Source organism: Streptomyces sp. NPDC001843 (assembly GCF_042891955.1).
GTDB lineage: Bacteria > Actinomycetota > Actinomycetes > Streptomycetales > Streptomycetaceae > Streptomyces.
The window spans coordinates 52,026-73,401 of sequence record NZ_JBIATQ010000007.1; the positions used below are offsets into that span (position 1 = coordinate 52,026).

Genomic DNA, 21,376 nt, shown 5'->3' on the forward strand with positions numbered 1-21,376 from the left:
CGCTCCCGTACGATCGAGGAATGAGCACGCGGATCGCCTTCCTCAAGGGTCACGGCACGGAGAACGACTTCGTGATCGTCCCGGACCCCGAGAACGTCATCGATCTGACCCCGGTCGCCGTCGCCGCCCTGTGCGACCGCCGCGCCGGCATCGGCGGTGACGGCGTGCTGCACGTCGTGCGGTCCGCCGCCCACCCGGAGGCCGGGGACATGGCGGCCGAGGCCGAGTGGTTCATGGACTACCGCAACGGCGACGGCTCCATCGCCGAGATGTGCGGCAACGGGGTGCGGGTCTTCGCGCGCTACCTTCAGCACGCCGGGCATGTGGCCGAAGGGGACATCGCGGTCGCCACACGAGGGGGCGTGAAGAGCGTCCACATCGCGAAGGACGGAGACGTCACCGTCGGCATGGGCAGCGCGCGCCTCCCCGAGGGGGACGTCACGGTGAGCGTCGGCGAGCGCAGCTGGCCCGCGCGCAACGTGAACATGGGCAATCCGCACGCGGTCGCCTTCGTCGACGACCTCGCGCACGCCGGGGACCTGCTCGCCCCGCCGCCCTTCAGTCCGGCCGCCGCCTACCCCGAAGGGGTCAACGTCGAGTTCGTGGTCGACCGCGGCCCCCGCCACGTCGCGATGCGCGTGCACGAGCGGGGTTCCGGCGAGACCCGCTCCTGCGGAACGGGCGCGTGCGCCGTCGCCGTGGCGGCCGCGCGCCGGGACGGCGCCGACCCGGCCGTCACCGGCTCCCCGGCGACGTACACCGTCGACGTGCCCGGCGGGCGACTGGTGATCACCGAGCGGCCGGACGGCGAGATCGAGATGACCGGCCCCGCCGTGATCGTCGCCGAGGGCGAGATCGACGCCGAGTGGCTGGAAAGCGCGGTCCGATGACCACGTGAACCGTGGTCTCACACCGGCCCGGACGTTGGGATCCGTGAATTCCCGCGGCCGGTTCGGCACGAAATCAAGGCCGGCCCCGGAACGCTTGGCGCAAAACCGTAAACCTCTTTTTCATCGCTCGAATGGGTGATCCGTTTCACGCTCGGCGAGAGGCGGTCAGTCGGGCGTGATGGGCTCGGTAGCATCAAGCACCGGCACGGACGGGGGGACGTCGCCATCCCTGAGCCGTGTATGCCCTGGGGCCCGTCCGCCGGTCAACGAGCCGGAGGTGCCCATGAGTACGGAGGCCACGAACCCTGCGACCCCTGGTCCTGTAGTCCCTACAGTGGCCCGCAGGAAGGCCCGCCCCCGGATCGACCTGCGCCGACTCGGCCGGGCCGCGCTGCTCGGCCCCGGCGCCCGCGACAAGCTGCCCGACGCCATCGGTCACGTCGCCGAGGCGCACCGCGCCCACTATCCCGACGCCGACCTCGAACCACTGCGCCGTGCCTACGTGCTGGCCGAGTCCTCGCACCGCGGCCAGATGCGCAAGAGCGGCGAGCCGTACATCACACACCCGCTGGCCGTGACCCTGATCCTGGCCGAACTGGGCGCCGAGACGACCACCCTGACGGCTTCTCTGCTCCACGACACCGTCGAGGACACCGACGTGACCCTGGATCAGGTGCGGGAAGAGTTCGGCGAGGAGGTCCGTTACCTCGTCGACGGGGTCACCAAGCTGGAGAAGGTCGAGTACGGGGCGGCCGCCGAGTCCGAGACCTTCCGCAAGATGTTGGTCGCGACCGGCAACGACGTGCGCGTGATGTCGATCAAACTGGCCGACCGGCTGCACAACATGCGCACCCTCGGCGTCATGCGCCCCGAGAAGCAGGCCCGCATCGCCAAGGTCACCATGGACGTCCTGATCCCGCTCGCCGAACGGCTGGGCGTCCAGGCCCTCAAGACCGAGATGGAGGACCTCGTCTTCGCGATCCTCCACCCCGAGGAGTACGAACACACGCGCGAGCTGATCGCCGACAACGCACGCCGTCCGGACGACCCCCTCGCGGAGGTCTCCGACGAGGCCCGCGCGGTCCTGCGCGAAGCCGGCATCCAGGCGGAAGTCCTCATCCGGCCCCGGCACTTCGTCTCCGTACACCGCGTCGCCCGCAAACGCGGGCAGTTGCGCGGCGCCGACTTCGGCCGTCTGCTCGTCCTGGTCAACGAGGACGCGGACTGCTACGGCGTCCTCGGCGAGCTGCACACCTGCATGACCCCCGTCGTGTCCGAGTTCAAGGACTTCATCGCCGTACCGAAGTTCAACCTGTACCAGTCGCTGCACACCGCCGTCGCACGCGCCGACGGGCAGGTCGTCGAAGTCCTCATCCGCACCCACCAGATGCACAAGGTCGCCGAGGCCGGGGTCATCGCACTCGGCAACCCGTACGCGCCTCCCGCGGAGGAGCAGGCCGCGGGGGACGGCGAGCGGGTCGACCCCACCCGCCCCGGCTGGCTCTCCCGCCTCCTCGACTGGCAGCGGGCGGCACCCGACCCCGACACCTTCTGGTCCACCCTGCGCGAGGACCTCGCCCAGGACCGTGAGATCACCGTCTTCCGGCCCGACGGCGGCACGCTCGGCCTGCCCGAGGGCGCCACGTGCGTGGACGCCGCGTACGCGCAGTACGGCGAGGACGCGCACGCCTGCATCGGCGCACGCGTCAACGGCCGTCTGGCGACCCTCAGCACCGTCCTGAAGGACGGCGACACCGTCCAGCTCCTCATGGGCCAGGACCCCGCCTCCGAGCCCTCCCGGGAGTGGCTCGACCACGCCCACACCCCGGCCGCCCGCATCGCCATCCAGCGGTGGCTCGCGGCCCATCCCGACGCCGGTGAAGCGACGGCGGGGGAGACCGGGGAAGAGGGCTGGAGCGGTGCGGAGGCACCCGGTGGGGACGGCGCCCAGGGACAGACCGAAGCGGTGGCCGGCAACACCTTCCGCTCGGGGAACGGCTCCTTCGCCGAGGCCCCGCCCGCCCGCCCCTCAGCGGCCAACGCCGTCGTCGACCGGCCGGGGGCTGCCGTGCGGCTCGCCGGGTGCTGCACGCCCGTACCGCCCGACGAGGTCACCGGTTTCGCGGTACGCGGCGGGGCGGTGACCGTGCACCGCGTGGAGTGCGCCGGAGTGGCCCGTATGAAGAGCACGGGGCGCGCCGAAGTGGGCGTGCGCTGGGGCGACGCCACCGAGTGCCGGGTCACGCTGGTCGCCGAATCGTTCGGCCGCCCTCATCTGCTCGCCGACCTCACCGAGGCGATCGCCCTCGAAGGTGCCGAGATCGTCTCCGCCACCGTCGCCCCGCCGACCCAGCAGCGCGTCCGCCACACCTACACCCTCCAGCTCCCCGACGCGGCCCACCTCCCGGCCCTCATGCGGGCGATGCGGAACGTACCGGGCGTGTACGACGTCGGCCGGGCGCAGCACCAGGGCCCTGAAGCCTGAGGAACCCGGCCACAGGGGACCCCATTCGGGTGGGCCGGTCGCGCGCCGTCACGGCGGGGCGGGTGCGTGCTGGTAGCCGTGGTCCATGCTGCCCACGCCCCGCATGCCGGATCGGCGATCCGGCGTTCACCGTGCCCGCCCCCGCAGGCGGACCACCGCCCTCCTCGGCTCCGCCGTCTGCGTCACCCTCCTCGCCGCGAGCGCCCCGGCCGCCCAGCTGGGCGTCGGCGACCGGCTCTTCCCGTACCTGGGCAACCCCGGATACGACGTGGTGTCGTACGACCTGTCCTTCACCTATCCCGGCCGCAACGACAGACCCCTCGAGGCCGTCACCACGATCGACGCCCTGACGACCGCCCCGCTGGAGCGGGTCAACCTCGACTTCGCGCACGGCACGGTCGAGTCAGTCCAGGTCGACGGCAGGCCCGCGGCCTTCGCCGGGGTCGGCGAGGACCTGGTGGTCACGCCCGAAAGGCCGCTGGCCGAGCGCAGCTGGACCCGGATCACCGTGCGGCACACCAGCGACCCCAGGGCCGTCCAGGGCCGGGACGGCGGCTGGCTGCGGACCGCCGACGGGCTCGCCATGGCCAACCAGGCCGACGCCGCGCACCTGGTGTTCCCGTGCAACGACCATCCCTCCGACAAGGCGATGTTCACCATCCGGATCACCGCGCCCAGCGACTACACAGCCGTCGCGAACGGTGTGCCGACCGGCGTGGACCGGGCCGGCGGCTCCACCACCTGGACGTACCGGACCCGGCACCCCATGGCCACCGAGCTCGCACAGGTGTCCATCGGCCGTTCCGCGGTGCTGCACCGCACCGGACCGCACGGCCTGCCGGTGCGCGACGTGGTGCCCGCCGCGGACCGCAAGTCGCTCGAACCCTGGCTCGCGAAGACCCCGGACCAGATCGCCTGGCTGGAGAGCAAGGTCGGGCCCTACCCCTTCGAGACGTACGGCGTGCTCATGGCCCAGGCCGCCACCGGCTTCGAACTCGAGACGCAGACGCTCTCCCTCTTCGAGAAGAGCCTGTTCACCGGGTCCGCCTACCCCAGGTGGTACATCGAGTCGATCATGGTGCACGAGCTGTCCCACCAGTGGTTCGGCGACAGCGTGAGCCCGCGCACCTGGTCCGACGTGTGGCTCAACGAGGGGCATGCCACCTGGTACGAGGCCCTGTACGCGCAGGAGAAGGCGCACCAGTCCATGGCCGACCGGATGAAGGCCGCCTACCGCTCCTCGGACCGCTGGCGGGCGGCCGGCGGACCGCCGGCGCTGCCCAAGCCGCCCGCACCGGGCCAGAAGATCAGCATCTTCCGGCCCAATGTGTACGACGGTGCCGCGCTGGTCCTCTTCGCCCTGCGCCAGGAGATCGGCCGCCCCGCCTTCGAACGCCTGGAGCGGACCTGGGTGCGCGGGCACCGCGACGGCACGGCGACCACGGCCGACTTCACCCGCCTCGCCTCGGAGATCGCCGGCCGCGACCTGACCGGCTTCTTCCAGGCCTGGCTGTACGGCGAGAAGACACCTCCCATGCCGGGCCACCCGGACTGGAAGACGACGACGCCGAAGCGATAGCGGCACCCGGGCGCCGTGCCCGACCGGCTCGGCTCGGTTCGGCGCCCGCCAGGCACCGGGGAATGAGGTGTCCCGGCACCAGGGAATAAGGCGGTGACGAGACGGGGCGTGCCGTGCGACCATCTTCGGGTCGGCGCGGCACGGGGCACGGGAATCTCCCGGGGTACTCGTGCGTTGTGAACATCGGCGGGCCGTGACCACCACAGCCACCGGCGCCGCCATCCGGATTCCTCAGGACGTAAGGATCAAATGACCTCCTCTTCTTCCGCTTCCCAGGACACCAAGCGCTTCGCGCAGACTTACCCCGAAGGTCTTCGGGCCGATGCCCTGATGGAAGAGGACGTCGCCTGGAGCCACGAGATCGACGGAGAGCGGGACGGCGACCAGTTCGACCGCTCCGAGCGCGCGGCCCTGCGCCGTGTGGTGGGCCTGTCCACCGAACTCGAGGACGTCACCGAGGTCGAGTACCGCCAGCTCCGGCTGGAGCGGGTCGTCCTCGTCGGCGTCTGGACCTCGGGGACCGCGCAGGACGCGGAGAACTCCCTCGCGGAGCTCGCCGCCCTCGCGGAGACCGCCGGTGCACTCGTCCTCGACGGCGTGATCCAGCGCCGCAACGAGCCCGACGCGGCGACCTACATCGGTTCCGGCAAGGCCGTGGAGCTGCGCGACATCGTCGTCGAAACGGGCGCCGACACCGTCATCTGCGACGGTGAGCTCAGCCCGGGCCAGCTGATCCACCTCGAGGACGTCGTCAAGGTCAAGGTCATCGACCGTACGGCCCTGATCCTCGACATCTTCGCCCAGCACGCGAAGTCCCGAGAGGGCAAGGCGCAGGTCGCGCTCGCCCAGATGCAGTACATGCTGCCGCGGCTGCGCGGCTGGGGTCAGTCCCTGTCCCGCCAGATGGGCGGCGGCAAGGGCGGCGGCCTCGCCACCCGCGGTCCCGGTGAGACCAAGATCGAGACGGACCGGCGCCGGATCCGCGAGAAGATGGCGAAGATGCGCCGGGAGATCGCGGAGATGAAGACGGGCCGCGAGATCAAGCGTCAGGAGCGCCGCCGCAACAAGGTGCCCTCCGTCGCCATCGCGGGCTACACCAACGCCGGCAAGTCCTCCCTGCTCAACCGTCTGACGGGCGCGGGCGTACTGGTCGAGAACGCCCTGTTCGCGACCCTCGACCCGACCGTGCGCCGGGCCGAGACCCCGAGCGGCCGCCTCTACACCCTGGCCGACACGGTCGGCTTCGTCCGGCACCTGCCGCACCACCTGGTCGAGGCGTTCCGCTCCACCATGGAGGAGGTCGGCGACTCCGACCTGATCCTGCACGTCGTGGACGGTTCGCACCCGAACCCGGAGGAGCAGCTGGCCGCCGTGCGCGAGGTGATCCGGGACGTCGGCGCCACCGACGTGCCCGAGATCGTCGTGATCAACAAGGCGGACGCGGCCGACCCGCTGGTGCTCCAGCGGCTCATGCGGATCGAGAAGCGCTCCATCGCCGTCTCGGCCCGCACCGGCCGGGGCATCACCGAGCTGCTGGCCCTCATCGACAACGAGCTGCCCAGGCCGTCCGTCGAGATCGAGGCCCTGGTGCCGTACACGCACGGCAAGCTCGTCGCCCGTGCCCACACCGAGGGCGAGGTGATCTCCGAGGAGCACACCGCGGAGGGCACCCTGCTCAAGGCGCGGGTGCACGAGGAACTGGCCGCGGACCTCGCACCGTACGTGCCCGCTCCCGCGCTCTGACGCACCACTGCTCCGACGCATCACCGCTCGAACGGCACCACCGCTCGAACGGCATCACCGCTCGAACGGCATCACCGCTCGGACGCACAACGGCGAAGGCCCGCCCCCGCTTGCCGCGGGGGCGGGCCTTCCGCACACCGGCGCCGGGCCGGCTCACCGAGCCCTACCGGCCGGCGAACTGCTTGCTGACCTTGTCGTACACGCCCTTGGCCACGTCACCCAGCCGCGGACCAGCCAGCCAGCCCGCGGACACCGGGCCGATGGACGTGTTGGAAACCAGCGCCGGCTTGCCGTCCGAGCCGGTCTCCACCCAGCCGCCGCCGGACGAACCACCCGTCATCGTGCACCCGATGCGGTACATCGTCGGATCCGACTTCTGGATCGACAGCCGTCCCGGCTTGTCCTGACACTGGTACGCCAGCTGGCCGTCGTACGGTGCCGCGGCCGGGTAGCCGGTCGCCGTGATGCTCTGGACCTTCGGCACGGCCGGCGCGTCGAAGTTCACCGGAAGCGCCGAACCGACCGTCTCCTCCAGGGACTTGCCGCTGTTGCCCTGCTCCGGCGTGACGTGGATGACGGCGAAGTCGTACGACGCGCCGTTCCCGCCGGTCTCGCCGCCCTGCGCGATCCACTGCTGCGAGGTCTGCGCCGCGTCGGCCCACCAGACGCCGTACGGGGCGACCTGGTCCCTGGTGGCGCCCTCCAGCTGCTTGGCCGTCATGGCCGTGTTGTTGTACGACGGCACGAAGGCGATGTTGCGGTACCAGCCGCCCTTCTTGCCGGCGTGCACGCAGTGGCCCGCCGTCCAGATGAGGTTGGACTTGCCCGGATGCGCCGGATCCTCCACGACCGTCGCCGAGCAGACCATCGTGCCCCCGGGGGCGTCGAAGAACACCTTGCCGGCCGTGGCCGCGTTGGTGTGGTACGGCGCCCGCACCGCCTGCGCCCTGACCGGCGCCGGCGTCGGGTCCGTCACACCCTGGTCACCGGAGATGTCGTTTTCGTCGACACCCTTGTCCGGGTCGTCGGCGTCCCGCATGCGGTCCGGGTTCCACAGGCCCTTGATGATCGGGTTGATGAAGTCGTTGGCCTCGCGCAGCCAGTCGTCCCGGTTCCAGTTCTTCCAGGCGCCGTGCTTCCACTTGTCGATGTCGATGCCGTGCTCTTTGAGCTTGTTCCTGATGTCGTCCGGGATCCTGATCTTGCCGTCACCGGACACCGAAGCGGACGCGGACGGCTTGGCGTCGGCGGTGTCGTCACCGTTGCAGGCGGTGGCGGTCAGCGCCAGCGCCGAGGCCAGGGCGACGGCCGCCAGTGCGGAGGAGGAGGTCCCGCGGGATCCGGCCCCCCTTCGGCGAACGGTGAACGGCGGCCGTATGGATCGCATGCTCTTGACTCCCCGTGACGTGACGGAACTCGGCGCTGCGCCCGTGCGATCCGGCGGAACTCATGCGGAGTTCACGCCGCTCTCACGGACGTCTGGGAACGGCATCACACACTATGCGCTCGCAGTGGGGGACTTCTGCCGGAACGGCTACGGTTCCGTCACGGTAATGATCTTGAAGCAACCCGTAACCCGTCGGCCGGTCCGCGGTTGGTAGCGGTGAGGGGGCCTGCTGCCTGTGCCGGGTCCTCCTGAGGGAGCAAGTCGCCTCTGGACAGCGGGAGGGCAAGGCCGTGACCGTGACGGAACCGGTGTCCGGGGGAGCGCGCGGCGCACACGAGGGCATCCTGCGGCGTCAGTCGGCGCGCGAGTCCGCGGCGCGCACCTACGCACGCGCCCTTCCCATCGTGCCGGTCCGGGCCCGCGGACTGACCATCGAGGGCGCCGACGGCCGCCGCTACCTCGACTGTCTCTCCGGCGCGGGCACCCTCGCCCTCGGTCACAACCATCCCGTCGTGCTGGACGCCATCCGCAAGGTCCTCGACTCCGGCGCCCCCCTGTCCGTCCTCGACCTGGCGACCCCGGTCAAGGACGCCTTCGTCACCGAGCTGTTCCGGACGCTGCCGCCGGGCCTCGCCGACCGGGCTCGCGTGCAGTTCTGCGGACCGGCCGGCACGGACGCGGTGGAAGCCGCGTTCAAGCTGGTGCGCGCCGCGACCGGGCGTTCCGGCATCCTCGCCTTCACCGGCGCCTACCACGGGATGACCACCGGCGCCCTGGCAGCGTCCGGCGGAGCCTGCGACGTACGGGTCGCCCGCCTGCCCTATCCGCAGGACTACCGCTGCCCGTTCGGCGTCGGAGGACCGCGCGGTGCCGAACTCGCCGCCCGGTGGACCGAGTACGTCCTCGACGACCCCAAGTCGGGTGTGCCACTGCCCGCCGGGATGATCCTCGAACCCGTCCAGGGCGAGGGCGGAGTGATCCCCGCCCCGGACGACTGGATGCGACGCATGCGGCAGATCACCGCCGCCCGGTCCATCCCGCTGATCGCCGACGAGGTCCAGACGGGAGTGGGGCGGACCGGCACCTTCTGGGCCGTGGAGCACAGCGGTGTCACCCCTGATGTGATGGTCCTGTCCAAGGCCATCGGCGGCAGCCTCCCGCTGGCCGTCGTCGTCTACCGCGACGACCTCGACGTGTGGGAACCCGGCGCGCACGCGGGCACCTTCCGCGGCAACCAGCTGGCCATGGCCGCGGGTACGGCCACCCTCGCCCACGTCCGGGAGAACGGCCTCGCCGAACACGCCGCCCGGGTGGGCGCCCGCATGCTGTCCCAACTGAAAGCGCTCAGGGGAGAGTTCCCCTGTGTCGGCGATGTGCGGGGCCGGGGCCTCATGATCGGCATCGAGGTGGTGGATCCGGAGCGGGACGGGGAGACGGACACGGACGGGCCGGGGGAGGCCCTTGCCGTGCCGGGACCGGCTGCCGGTCCGGACGGCGCCCCGGCAGCTCCGACGGCCGCACCCCGAAGTACCCGCACCCCACGGCCCGCCGCTCCCGAACTGGCCGCGGCCGTCCAGCGTGAGTGCCTGCGTCGTGGTCTGATCGTCGAACTCGGCGGCCGCCACGCCAGCGTCGTCCGGCTCCTCCCGCCGCTGACGATCAGCGACGAGCAGGCCACTGCCGTACTCGACCGTCTCACCGACGCGGTGGCGGCGGTGGCCCGCGGCGCCTCCCCGGCCCAGGCGGCCGGGACGCCCCGGCTCTGAGGCAGGCACTCTTCGCCCACCGCGCCGCCGATCGCCCCCGCCGAGCGCCCCCGCACGAACCCGGAGGACCAGACTTGAACGCCATTCCGGCACCAGACGGCCGTTCCCCCCTCCCGCACCTCCCCACCCAGCACCTCCCTTCCCCGCCCGTACCCGCCGCCGAGCCGGCGCCCCGGCACGCACCGCGGCCCCGGGAAGCCGAGCCGACGAGGGCAGCCCCGGCCGGCCTCCTGGAGCACCCGGAACCGCACATCGCCGCGCAGACCGCCGCCGTGGACAACCTGCTCCGCTGCTGGGCGCGGGAGACGGACCTCCGCGAACCGCGCACCGGTGTCCTGCGCATCCCGCTGCCCGCCAGCGGCACGGCGCTGATCGCCCCCGTGCACCACTGGTCCCCGGCCGGCTGGCACCGCTTCGGACCGCCCAGGTTCGCCGACGCCCCTGAGGGCGCCCCACCGCTCGACGCCGTGACGCTCACCGCCCTGATCAGCAGGGAGGCACAGGCTCGGGCCGACGGCACCGGTCCCAGCCCGGACGCCGCCGACGGAGGTGACCTAGTCGCCCGCGTGGCCGACTCCCTCCGCCGCACCGCCACCTTCATCAGCGACCGGCGCGCACACCCCGCCGACGGTCCCGACCACTTCCTCACCGCCGAACAGGCGCTGCTGCTCGGCCATCCCTTCCACCCGGCCCCGAAGAGCCGCGAGGGACTCACCGACTCCGAAGCCCGTCTGTACTCACCCGAACTGCGCGGCTCCTTCCCCCTGCACTGGATCGCCGTAGCCCCCTCACTGCTCGCCACCGACTCGGCCTGGACCGAGCGCGGCCGTTCCGTCCCGGCCGACCGGCTCACGGCCCGGCTCGCCGGCCCGGGACTGTCCCTGCCCGACGGTTACGCCGCCCTGCCCCTGCACCCCTGGCAGTGGCGCGAGACCCAGCACCGCGACACGACCGCCGCCCTCCTCGACGCCGGGCTGCTCAGGGCACTCGGCAGCCACGGCCCCCCGTGGCACCCCACCTCCTCCGTACGGACCGTCCACCGGTCCGGCGCACCCGCCATGCTCAAACTGTCCCTAGGCCTGCGCATCACCAACTCCCGCCGGGAGAACCTCCGCAAGGAACTCCACCGCGGCGTCGAGGTGCACCGCCTGCTGCGCGGCGGCGTGTCCCGGCAGTGGCAGGCCGCGCACCCGTCCTTCGACATCGTCCGCGACCCGGCCTGGCTGGCCGTCGACGACCCGGACGGCAGGCCCGTACCCGGACTCGACGTGATGATCCGGCACAACCCGTTCACCCCGTCCGACGACGTGTCGTGCGTCGCCGGACTCGTCTCGCCCCGGCCCCATGCCCACGCTGCCGGCGACGACGACCGCCCGCTCGCCGGCATGCCACCCGTGCGCTCCCGGCTGGGCGTGGTCGTCGCCCGGCTCGCCGAGCAAACCCGCCGGCCACGCGGCGCCGTCGCCACCGAGTGGTTCCTGCGCTACCTGGAACAGGTCGTACGGCCCGTGCTCTGGCTGGACGGTGAGGCGGGCATCGCCCTCGAGGCACACCAGCAGAACACCCTGCTCCTGCTGGACGGCGACGGCTGGCCCACGGGCGGCCGCTACCGCGACAACCAGGGCTACTACTTCCGCGAGTCCCGCCGTGCCGAACTGGAGGCGCGACTGCCCGGGATCGGCGTGCACAGTGACACCTTCGTGTCCGACGAGGTCACGGACGAGCGATTCGCGTACTACCTCGCCGTCAACAACGTGCTCGGCCTCATCGGTGCGTTCGGATCCCAGGGCCTGGCCGACGAACACCTGCTGCTCGCCGCCTTCCGCCGCTTCCTCCGCGACGTGGCCTCGGGGCCCGCCCCGCTGCGCACCTCCCTGCCCGCCCTCCTGCTCGACTCACCCGTGCTGCGCTGCAAGGCCAACCTGCTGACCCGGCTGCACGGCCTCGACGAACTCGTCGGCCCGGTCGACACCCAGTCCGTCTACGTCACCATCGCCAACCCCCTCCACTCCTGATCCCGCGCTTCCGGCCGTTCCGACAGCGCCACCACACCGACCCCATTCACCTCCGAGGAACATGCCCCGCCCCGCCTCCTGAGAGGAGCGCAAGTGCCTCCCATCGACGCGAGCACCGATGCCGACCGTGTCCCCACCCACCCCGACGGCCCCGAGCCGGCCGGGAACGGCGAGGACACACTGGACCTGCGGCTGCCCGACGAACTCGTCGCCCTCTTCGCCGCGGAGGCCACCGGCACCCGGGAGGCCGCGGACCCCGTACCCGGGTACCGGAAAGGCACGGGCCCGCGGATCCCACCCGCCGACGACCTTCTCGACGGCATCCAGTACTGGGGCCCGACCACGACGCCCGTGGGCACCTTCCAGCTGCGACCGGTCCGCATCGAACACGACCTGCCGCTCATCAGCCGCTGGATGAACGACCCGGCCGTCTCCGCGTTCTGGGGGCTGGCCGGCGCCCCGACGCGGACCGAGGACCACCTGCGCGCCCAACTCGACGGCGACGGACGCAGCGTCCCGTGCCTCGGCGTGCTGGACGGCACTCCGATGAGCTACTGGGAGGTGTACCGGGCCGACTTGGACCAACTGGCCCGCCACTACCCGGCCCGCCCGCACGACACCGGGCTCCACCTCCTCGTCGGAGCCGTCGCCGACCGTGGACGCGGACGGGGCTCGGCCCTGCTCAGAGCAGTGGCCGACCTGGTGCTGGACCACCGCCCGGCCTGCGCTCGCGTCGTCGCTGAACCCGACCTTCGCAACACCCCCTCCGTGGCAGCCTTCCTGGGCGCGGGCTTCCGGTTCGGCGCCGAGGTCGACCTGCCCGCCAAGCGGGCCGCCCTCATGATCCGGGACAGATCCCTGCGCCACCTGATGTAGCACTCCGTAACGACACCGTCACTCATGGAACGAAGGCCGAACCGGCCGGGTTCCCAGTCGCCGGACGAATGGGGAAAATTCTTGATGCAGCCCCGGGGTCCCCGTGGTCCCAGCCCTGGTTCCGCACTTGATCCGCCGTTTGTCAGTGCCTGGCCGTAGGGTTGTCGCGCTATGACTAAGCCCTCACTCCCCGAACTCCTGCACGCCGCCGTCACAGCCGTCGGCGGTACGGAGCGCCCCGGCCAGGTCACGATGGCCGAAGCGGTCGCCGAGGCGATCGACGACGGATCCCACCTGCTGGTCCAGGCCGGCACCGGCACCGGAAAGTCGCTCGGCTACCTGGTGCCCGCGCTCGCGCACGGGGAGCGCGTCGTCGTGGCGACCGCCACCCTGGCCCTGCAGCGCCAGCTGGTGGAGCGAGACCTGCCGCGCACGGTCGAGGCGCTGCACCCGCTGCTGCGCCGCCGCCCGGAGTTCGCCATGCTCAAGGGCCGGTCGAACTACCTGTGCCTGCACCGTCTGCACGAGGGCATGCCACAGGACGAGGAGGAGGGCCTGTTCGACCAGTTCGAGACCGCCGCCCCCACCAGCAAACTGGGCCAGGACCTGCTGCGACTGCGTGACTGGGCGGACGAGACCGAGAGCGGTGACCGCGACGACCTCACACCCGGCGTCTCGGACCGCGCCTGGTCGCAGGTGTCGGTGTCCTCCCGGGAGTGCCTGGGCGCCTCGAAGTGCGCGTACGGCGCCGAGTGCTTCGCCGAGATGGCCCGCGAGCACGCCAAGCTCGCCGAGGTCGTCGTCACCAACCACGCCCTGCTCGCCATCGACGCCATCGAGGGCGCGCCGGTGCTTCCCCAGCACGAGGTGCTGATCGTGGACGAGGCGCACGAGCTGGTCTCGCGTGTCACCGGTGTGGCCACCGGCGAGCTCACGCCCGGGCAGGTCAACCGCGCCGTGCGCCGCGCCGCGAAATTGGTCAATGAGAAGGCCGCCGACCAGTTGCAGACCGCGGCGGAGGGCTTCGAGCGGCTCATGGAGCTGGCCCTCCCGGGCCGTCTGGAGGAGATCCCGGAGGACCTGGGCTACGCCCTGATGGCCCTGCGGGACGCGGCCCGGACGGTCATCTCGGCGATCGGCGCCACCCGTGACAAGTCGGTGCAGGACGAGGACGCGGTCCGCAAGCAGGCACTCGCCTCCGTGGAAACGGTGCACGACGTGGCGGAGCGGATCGTGAACGGATCCGAGTGGGACGTCGTCTGGTACGAGCGCCATGACCGGTTCGGCGCCTCCCTGCGCGTCGCCCCCATGTCCGTCTCGGGCCTTCTGCGGGAGAAGCTCTTCGCGGACCGCTCCGTCGTCCTCACCTCCGCCACGCTCAAGCTGGGCGGTGACTTCAACGGGGTGGGGGCATCCCTGGGGCTCGCCCCCGAAGGCACGGACGACGAGGACGCCCCACAGTGGAAGGGCGTCGACGTCGGCTCGCCGTTCGACTACCCCAGGCAGGGCATCCTGTACGTCGCGAAGCACCTGGCCCGCCCGGCGCGCGACGGAGACCGTGCCGACATGCTGGACGAGCTGACCGAACTCATCCAGGCCGCCGGCGGCCGCACGCTCGGTCTGTTCTCCTCGATGCGGGCGGCTCAGCTCGCCGCGGAGGAGCTGCGCTCCCGCATCCCGGAGTTCCCGATCCTGCTCCAGGGTGAGGAGACCCTCGGCGAACTGATCAAGAACTTCGCGGCCGACCCCAGGACCTGTCTGTTCGGCACGCTGTCGCTGTGGCAGGGCGTCGACGTCCCCGGCCCCAGTTGTCAGCTGGTCGTGATGGACAAGATCCCGTTCCCGCGTCCCGACGATCCGCTGATGAGCGCCCGCCAGAAGGCGGTGGAGGACGCCGGCGGCAACGGCTTCATGGCTGTCGCCGCCACGCATGCCGCGCTCCTTATGGCCCAGGGCGCCGGCCGTCTCGTACGGGCGTCGGGGGACCGGGGCGTGGTGGCCGTACTGGACCAGCGGCTGGCCACCGCGCGGTACGGCGGTTATCTCAAGGCGTCACTGCCCGACTTCTGGTACACCACGGACCGTAATCAGGTCCGCAAGTCGCTCGCGGCCATCGACGCGGCGGCCAAGCAGGCGGAAGAAGAGTGATCGGGTGATCGAGGGCCGCCCCCGTTCGGGAGCGGCCCCGGGTACAGACAGAGCTGCCCGGTACCCGGCCCCGCGCAGCACAGGGCCCCGGAACCGGCGCAGAGGTTCCGGGGCCCGGTCAGTGGACGGGCCGCACCCAGCCGTCCGCCGCGGTGGTCACACGCGCCGCAGCACCGCGACCACCTTGCCCAGGATGGTCGCGTCGTCACCGGGGATCGGCTCGTAGGCCGCGTTGTGCGGCAGGAGCCAGACGTGGCCGTCCTCGCGCTTGAAGCGCTTGACGGTGGCCTCACCGTCGAGCATGGCGGCCACGATGTCGCCGTTCTCGGCGACCGGCTGGCGGCGGACGGTGACCCAGTCGCCGTCACAGATCGCCGCCTCGATCATGGAGTCGCCGACGACCTTGAGGACGAAGAGCTCGCCGTCACCGACCAGCTGCCGGGGGAGCGGGAAGACGTCCTCGACCGACTCCTCGGCGAGGATCGGGCCACCGGCGGCGATGCGGCCGACCAGCGGAACGTAGGACGCGGCCGGCTTGCCCGCGGTGTCGGTGGGCTGCACCGTGACCGACTGGTCGGATCCGCGCACCTCGTACGCGCGCGGACGGTGCGGGTCACGGCGCAGGAAGCCCTTGCGCTCCAGCGCCATCAGCTGGTGCGCGACCGAGGACGTGCTGGAGAGGCCCACGGCCTGGCCGATCTCCCGCATCGACGGCGGGTAGCCCCGCCGCTGCACGGAGTCCCGGATGACCTCGATCACCCGGCGCTGCCGGTCGGTGAGTCCGGAGCTGTCCGCCCGGATGCCTGGAGGTCGGCCCGGCAGGGATCGCTTGTGTCCCTCGGGATTCGTGGCTTCGTTCATCGCGTGCACCGGCTCGAGTCGGCCCTGGGAGCGGTCCTGGGCGGTGATGGTGGCGCTGTCTGCGGTGGTGGTCACGTCGGCCCCTCTCGATGGTCTCCCTGCTGGACAACGGTAGTTGCTTTCGAAAGGTTGCGCCAAACACACGTTCGAGTGAAAAAACGCCGTTCACCTGACGTTGTCGTGTGTGCGGGTGTATGGCTAACGCGGCACCTGGCGGACAAAAAGGCTCATTGTTGTACTCTTCACCGCCGGGGTGGCGACCTCGTGGGCTGCGTCCCCAGTCTGCCATCCGGAATCCCGTCAACCGGGCTACCGGAGCCCTTCTGTTCCGGAGTCCTACGTGACCTCCGTGCGGCGCCCACGGTATCTCCGTATCCGCGGCAGTGGTACATCTGCGACACGCGAGCGTGTTGGTGTATGGGCCAAGCCCCACATGTAGTGGTTGGATTGCTGCAGCTGCCCACAAGTTGTGGTCCCCCGGGTCGGCGATGCTCCGGTGATCCCCTATGCTTGTGGCTGCTCCGAGAGGCCCGTGAGGTCTCTGGGGCTGTTGAGTCTGCTGTGAGGAGGGTTGGAGATCATGCACTGCCCCTTCTGCAGGCACCCCGACAGCCGCGTGGTCGACAGTCGTACGACCGACGACGGCACGTCCATCCGCAGGCGCCGCCAGTGTCCCGACTGCTCCCGTCGTTTCACGACCGTGGAGACGTGCTCGCTCATGGTGGTCAAGCGGTCCGGAGTCACCGAGCCTTTCAGTCGTACCAAGGTCATCAACGGCGTGCGCAAGGCATGCCAGGGACGGCCTGTCACCGAGGACGCACTCGCCCAGCTCGGCCAGCGGGTCGAGGAGGCGGTGCGGGCCACCGGAAGCGCCGAGCTGACCACCCACGACGTGGGGCTGGCCATACTCGGCCCACTGCAGGAGCTCGACCTCGTCGCCTATCTGCGATTCGCCTCCGTCTACCGGGCGTTCGACTCGCTCGAGGACTTCGAGGCCGCCATCGCGGAACTCAGGGAGGGGACGCGAGGACCCGCCGCGGTCGACGAGGACGCGGGAGCGGGGAGCAAGGAAGACGATCGCGGGCCCGGAGGGACTTCGCAGGTCCCCGTGCCCGCCCACGCCGACTGACCGGCGGGCCGGAACGGGGCGGAGACACCGGTTCCGGCGGGACGGCGGCGACCAGAGGCCTGTTGCGGGCGGCAGCGTGAGGGTGTCCGCAACACAAGACAGATCACCGTGTCACGGGAACATCGTGGCATTTCAGGGCGTTTTCGCCCGTACAGGGAGGCGGCATGACAGAGACGGCGAGCGGTCCGGCACGAGGTTCCCGATCAAAGGGCGCCAAGGCCACCAAGGGCCTGCGTATCGAGCGCATCCACACCACCCCCGGCGTGCACCCGTACGACGAGGTGAGCTGGGAGCGCCGTGACGTCGTCATGACCAACTGGCGCGACGGCTCGGTCAATTTCGAGCAGCGCGGCGTCGAGTTCCCCGACTTCTGGTCGGTGAACGCGGTCAACATCGTCACCAGCAAGTACTTCCGCGGTGCCGTCGGCACCCCGCAGCGCGAGGTCAGCCTCAAGCAGCTGATCGACCGCATCGTGAAGACGTACCGGAAGGCCGGCGAGGACCACAAGTACTTCGCCTCGCCCGCCGACGCCGAGATCTTCGAGCACGAGCTGGCCTACGCCCTCCTGCACCAGATCTTCAGCTTCAACAGCCCCGTCTGGTTCAACGTGGGCACCTCGCAGCCCCAGCAGGTGTCCGCCTGCTTCATCCTGTCCGTCGACGACTCCATGGAGTCGATCCTCGACTGGTACAAGGAAGAGGGCATGATCTTCAAGGGCGGCTCCGGCGCCGGCCTGAACCTCTCCCGGATCCGCTCCTCCAAGGAACTGCTCTCCTCCGGCGGCAACGCCTCCGGCCCCGTCTCCTTCATGCGCGGCGCCGACGCCTCCGCCGGCACCATCAAGTCCGGTGGTGCCACCCGCCGCGCCGCCAAGATGGTCATCCTGGACGTCGACCACCCCGACGTCGAGGACTTCATCGAGACCAAGGTCAAGGAGGAGGAGAAGATCCGCGCCCTGCGCGACGCGGGCTTCGACATGGACCTCGGTGGCGACGACATCACCTCGGTCCAGTACCAGAACGCCAACAACTCGGTCCGCGTGAACGATGAGTTCATGAAGGCGGTCGAGCAGGGCGGCAAGTTCGGTCTGCGCGCGCGGATGACCGGCGAGGTCATCGAGGAGGTCGACGCCAAGACCCTCTTCCGCAAGATGGCCGAGGCCGCCTGGGCCTGCGCCGACCCGGGCATCCAGTACGACGACACGATCAACCACTGGCACACCTGCCCGGAGTCCGGCCGCATCAACGGCTCGAACCCCTGCAGCGAGTACATGCACCTGGACAACACGTCCTGCAACCTCGCCTCGCTGAACCTGATGAAGTTCCTCAAGGACGACGGCAAGGGCCACCAGTCCTTCGAGGTCGAGCGCTTCGCCAAGGTCGTCGAGCTCGTCATCACGGCGATGGACATCTCCATCTGCTTCGCCGACTTCCCGACCCAGAAGATCGGCGAGAACACGCGCGCGTTCCGCCAGCTCGGCATCGGCTACGCCAACCTCGGCGCCCTGCTGATGGCGACCGGCCACGCCTACGACTCCGAGGGCGGCCGCGCGCTGGCCGGTGCGGTCACCTCCCTCATGACCGGCACCGCGTACAAGCGTTCCGCCGAGCTCGCCGCGGTCGTCGGCCCTTACGACGGCTTCGCCCGCAACGCCGACGCGCACAAGCGCGTCATGACGCAGCACGCCGAGGCCAACGCCGTGGCCGTCCGCATGGACGACCTGGACACCCCGGTCTGGGCCGCCGCCACGGAGGCCTGGCAGGACGTGCTGCGCCTCGGCGAGCAGAACGGTTTCCGTAACTCCCAGGCGTCCGTCATCGCCCCGACCGGCACCATCGGTCTCGCGATGTCCTGCGACACCACCGGCCTCGAGCCCGACCTCGCCCTGGTCAAGTTCAAGAAGCTGGTCGGCGGCGGCTCGATGCAGATCGTCAACGGCACCGTCCCGCAGGCCCTGCGCCGTCTGGGCTACCAGGAGGAGCAGATCGAGGCGATCGTCGCCCACATCGCCGAGCACGGCAACGTGATCGACGCCCCGGGCCTGCGGCCCGAGCACTACGAGGTGTTCGACTGCGCCATGGGCGAGCGGGCCATCTCCGCGATGGGCCACGTCCGCATGATGGCCGCGATCCAGCCGTGGATCTCGGGCGCCCTCTCCAAGACGGTCAACCTCCCCGAGAGCGCCACCGTCGAGGACGTCGAAGAGGTCTACTTCGAGGCGTGGAAGATGGGCATCAAGGCCCTCGCCATCTACCGCGACAACTGCAAGGTCGGCCAGCCGCTCTCCGCCAAGACCAAGGAGAAGGAGAAGTCCGCGACCGACGCCGTCACGGAGAAGGCCGAGGCGACCATCCGCGAGACGGTCGAGAAGATCGTCGAGTACCGCCCGGTCCGCAAGCGCCTCCCCAAGGGCCGTCCCGGCATCACCACCTCCTTCACCGTCGGTGGCGCCGAGGGCTACATGACCGCCAACTCCTACCCTGACGACGGTCTCGGCGAGGTCTTCCTGAAGATGTCGAAGCAGGGCTCGACCCTCGCGGGCATGATGGACGCCTTCTCCATCGCCGTCTCGGTGGGCCTGCAGTACGGCGTGCCCCTGGAGACCTACGTCTCGAAGTTCACCAACATGCGCTTCGAGCCGGCAGGCATGACGGACGACCCCGACGTGCGGATGGCGCAGTCGATCGTCGACTACATCTTCCGCCGCCTGGCGCTGGACTTCCTGCCCTTCGAGACGCGCTCCGCGCTCGGCATCCACTCCGCCGAGGAGCGCCAGCGCCACCTCGAGACGGGCTCCTACGAGCCCACCGACGAGGAGGTCGACGTCGAAGGCCTGGCGCAGTCGGCGCCGCGCGCCCAGGAGCTGAAGGCCGTCGCCACACCGAAGGCCGAGGCAGAGGCGGCCAAGCCCGCCCCGAAGCAGGCCCACACCAGTGCCGAACTGGTGGAGATGCAGCTGGGCATCCAGGCCGACGCCCCGCTGTGCTTCTCCTGCGGCACGAAGATGCAGCGGGCCGGCTCCTGCTACATCTGCGAGGGCTGCGGTTCGACCAGCGGCTGCAGCTGATGACGGGCAGTGACTGAGGTAAGGGGCGCCGGCCATGGGCCGGCGCCCCTTACCGTTGTCCAGGCGCGCGCCCGGCCCGTGGTCTGCGCCCGCCGAGCGGGCGTCAGGGCTGGTGCATCCTGCCCATGGATCTGGTGAAGGTCGCGGGGTCGTCCTCAAAGCCGTGCACCCCGGGACGGAAGTTCCAGTTGCCGGACTCGTCGTGCGTGAACTCCGCGACCGCCGCCGCCGTCGCCCCGAGCACCGAGCCGAAGTCGTCCTCGGCAAGAACGTCGTAGCCTTCCCGGATGCGCACCGCCGGGTTCAGAACGCCGGCGAAGGTCCGGTCCACCAGGCGCTGCTGGATGACCACACCGACGACCACGCGCGCGTACCGGCCGTCGAGGCGGTCGAGTTCGAGGGTCATCACCTCGTCCCAGCCGAAGCCCCTGCCGTCGGTGCTGTCCCGGTTGAGAAAGATGGTGCCGTCGGGGGACCGGCTGTCGAAGTGCACCACATAGACCGGAGCGCCGTACGGGTCGCCCGCGGCGAACGTCGCGGCGACGATGTCGAGGTCGGTGGGCGGCTCGCCCGCCGGACTCGGGTCCCACTTGAGTGCGACCTCGACCTTGCGGATCCCCTTGCTGAAGCCGGTCACCGCGCGTCCCCTTCCCCCTGGAGGCCTCACTGCCTCAACTTCTGGGCAGCGACAGATCGTTGTCCATCGTGCCATGGGCACGGGGGCGCGTGCGCGGTCCGTCTCCGCCGGAGCGTGACCGGCGCCACGCCAGGTGGCCTTACCATGGCGCGGTGCTGGTCAAGTGGATTCGCTGCACCGTGGTGGACCGCCGCGGCTTCGAGCGGGGGCAGCGAAAGTGGGCGGGGCTTCTCGGGGAGCCGGGGTTTCGGGGGCAGGGCGGAGGATGGAGCCGGCAGCGGCCCGGCGTGGCGCACATCTTCGCCTTCTGGGAGAGCCGTGCCTTCTACGACTCCTTCATGGCCCGCTCCCACGACCGGCTGGCGGCGGCGCAGTCGGGCACGTTCAAGGACGTCCAGGTCAAGCTGTTCGAGTACCGCTTCGACGTGAAGACCGGCTTCGAACCGCGGTTCACGGACACCGACCTGATCCGCGTGGCCCTCTGCCGGATCCACGAGGAGCGCGTCGAGCACTTCACCCTCATGCAGGAGAAGGTCTGGAACCCCGCGATGGCCGGTTCGCCCGGCATGATCCGCGGTATGTTCGGCGAGGCACCGGGGCAGGAGTTCCTGGTGCTGTCGATGTGGCGGTCGGCCGCGGAGCACGGCAAGTACCGGACCGAGCGGGTGGAACGCCTGGCCCTGCGCGCACAGACGGAGGCGGACGTCGCGGCGCTCACCGGTGACATAGTGGAACTGGAGCCGAGCTGGACGGTCTGACATCCGGACCCGCGGATTCCGCGCCCTTGGGGCC

General features: G+C 70.8%; 14 protein-coding genes. 11 read left to right on the forward strand and 3 right to left on the reverse strand.

The window, feature by feature from the left end:
• The first annotated feature begins 20 nt into the window (after positions 1-20).
• The 4 genes from dapF (at position 21) to hflX (ending at position 6,697) form a co-directional block, all read left to right on the forward strand.
• On the forward strand, positions 21-890 hold the full coding sequence (gene dapF, locus ACFYZQ_RS18970; protein WP_389148617.1) for a diaminopimelate epimerase: 870 nt from the start codon (positions 21-23) through the stop codon (positions 888-890).
• 283 nt (positions 891-1,173) lie between these two features.
• On the forward strand, positions 1,174-3,375 hold the full coding sequence (locus tag ACFYZQ_RS18975) for a RelA/SpoT family protein (protein ID WP_389148621.1): 2,202 nt from the start codon (positions 1,174-1,176) through the stop codon (positions 3,373-3,375).
• A gap of 85 nt (positions 3,376-3,460) precedes the next feature.
• Positions 3,461-4,954 (forward strand): M1 family metallopeptidase, encoded by a 1,494-nt coding sequence (locus ACFYZQ_RS18980; RefSeq protein WP_389148624.1) that lies wholly within the window; start codon positions 3,461-3,463, stop codon positions 4,952-4,954.
• A gap of 249 nt (positions 4,955-5,203) precedes the next feature.
• Complete coding sequence (hflX, locus tag ACFYZQ_RS18985; RefSeq protein ID WP_389148627.1) at positions 5,204-6,697, forward strand: GTPase HflX; 1,494 nt, start codon at positions 5,204-5,206, stop codon at positions 6,695-6,697.
• 163 nt (positions 6,698-6,860) lie between these two features.
• Here hflX and ACFYZQ_RS18990 read toward each other — a convergent pair whose 3' ends face one another.
• A complete protein-coding gene (locus tag ACFYZQ_RS18990; protein WP_389148630.1) occupies positions 6,861-8,084 on the reverse strand; it encodes a trypsin-like serine peptidase in 1,224 nt (407 codons plus the stop codon).
• Between the two features lie 290 nt (positions 8,085-8,374).
• Here ACFYZQ_RS18990 and ACFYZQ_RS18995 point away from each other — a divergent pair, with 290 nt between their 5' ends.
• The 4 genes from ACFYZQ_RS18995 to ACFYZQ_RS19010 all read left to right on the forward strand — a co-directional run bounded on the left by ACFYZQ_RS18995 (position 8,375) and on the right by ACFYZQ_RS19010 (position 14,889).
• Positions 8,375-9,850, forward strand: a complete 1,476-nt coding sequence (locus ACFYZQ_RS18995) for a diaminobutyrate--2-oxoglutarate transaminase family protein (protein WP_389148633.1) — start codon at positions 8,375-8,377, stop codon at positions 9,848-9,850.
• A 74-nt stretch (positions 9,851-9,924) separates the two neighbouring features.
• The gene (locus ACFYZQ_RS19000) at positions 9,925-11,865 is read left to right on the forward strand and encodes an IucA/IucC family protein (RefSeq protein ID WP_389148635.1); all 1,941 of its coding nucleotides are present in this window, start codon (positions 9,925-9,927) and stop codon (positions 11,863-11,865) included.
• A 93-nt stretch (positions 11,866-11,958) separates the two neighbouring features.
• Positions 11,959-12,741 (forward strand): GNAT family N-acetyltransferase, encoded by a 783-nt coding sequence (locus ACFYZQ_RS19005; protein ID WP_389148638.1) that lies wholly within the window; start codon positions 11,959-11,961, stop codon positions 12,739-12,741.
• A 171-nt stretch (positions 12,742-12,912) separates the two neighbouring features.
• Positions 12,913-14,889, forward strand: coding sequence for an ATP-dependent DNA helicase (locus tag ACFYZQ_RS19010; RefSeq protein ID WP_389148641.1), 1,977 nt, complete (start codon positions 12,913-12,915; stop codon positions 14,887-14,889).
• A gap of 156 nt (positions 14,890-15,045) precedes the next feature.
• Here the strand turns inward: ACFYZQ_RS19010 and lexA are convergent, their stop codons facing one another.
• Complete coding sequence (gene lexA, locus ACFYZQ_RS19015) at positions 15,046-15,825, reverse strand: transcriptional repressor LexA (protein WP_389148643.1); 780 nt, start codon at positions 15,823-15,825, stop codon at positions 15,046-15,048.
• Positions 15,826-16,330: 505 nt separating this feature from the next.
• Between lexA and nrdR the strand changes: the two genes are divergently transcribed.
• Together nrdR and ACFYZQ_RS19025 are read left to right on the forward strand one after the other, a co-directional pair.
• Positions 16,331-16,879 carry a transcriptional regulator NrdR gene (nrdR, locus tag ACFYZQ_RS19020; protein ID WP_389148646.1) on the forward strand — a complete coding sequence of 183 codons (549 nt, stop codon included), beginning with the start codon at positions 16,331-16,333 and terminating at the stop codon, positions 16,877-16,879.
• Between the two features lie 164 nt (positions 16,880-17,043).
• Entirely contained in the window at positions 17,044-19,947 is a 2,904-nt protein-coding gene (locus ACFYZQ_RS19025) for a vitamin B12-dependent ribonucleotide reductase (RefSeq protein ID WP_389148649.1), read from the forward strand.
• Positions 19,948-20,050: 103 nt separating this feature from the next.
• Here the strand turns inward: ACFYZQ_RS19025 and ACFYZQ_RS19030 are convergent, their stop codons facing one another.
• Positions 20,051-20,584: a TerD family protein gene (locus ACFYZQ_RS19030; RefSeq protein ID WP_389148652.1), complete on the reverse strand. Its 534-nt coding sequence runs from the start codon at positions 20,582-20,584 to the stop codon at positions 20,051-20,053.
• A gap of 152 nt (positions 20,585-20,736) precedes the next feature.
• Between ACFYZQ_RS19030 and ACFYZQ_RS19035 the strand changes: the two genes are divergently transcribed.
• Positions 20,737-21,342, forward strand: coding sequence for a YdbC family protein (locus ACFYZQ_RS19035; RefSeq protein WP_389148655.1), 606 nt, complete (start codon positions 20,737-20,739; stop codon positions 21,340-21,342).
• Positions 21,343-21,376 lie beyond the last annotated feature (34 nt).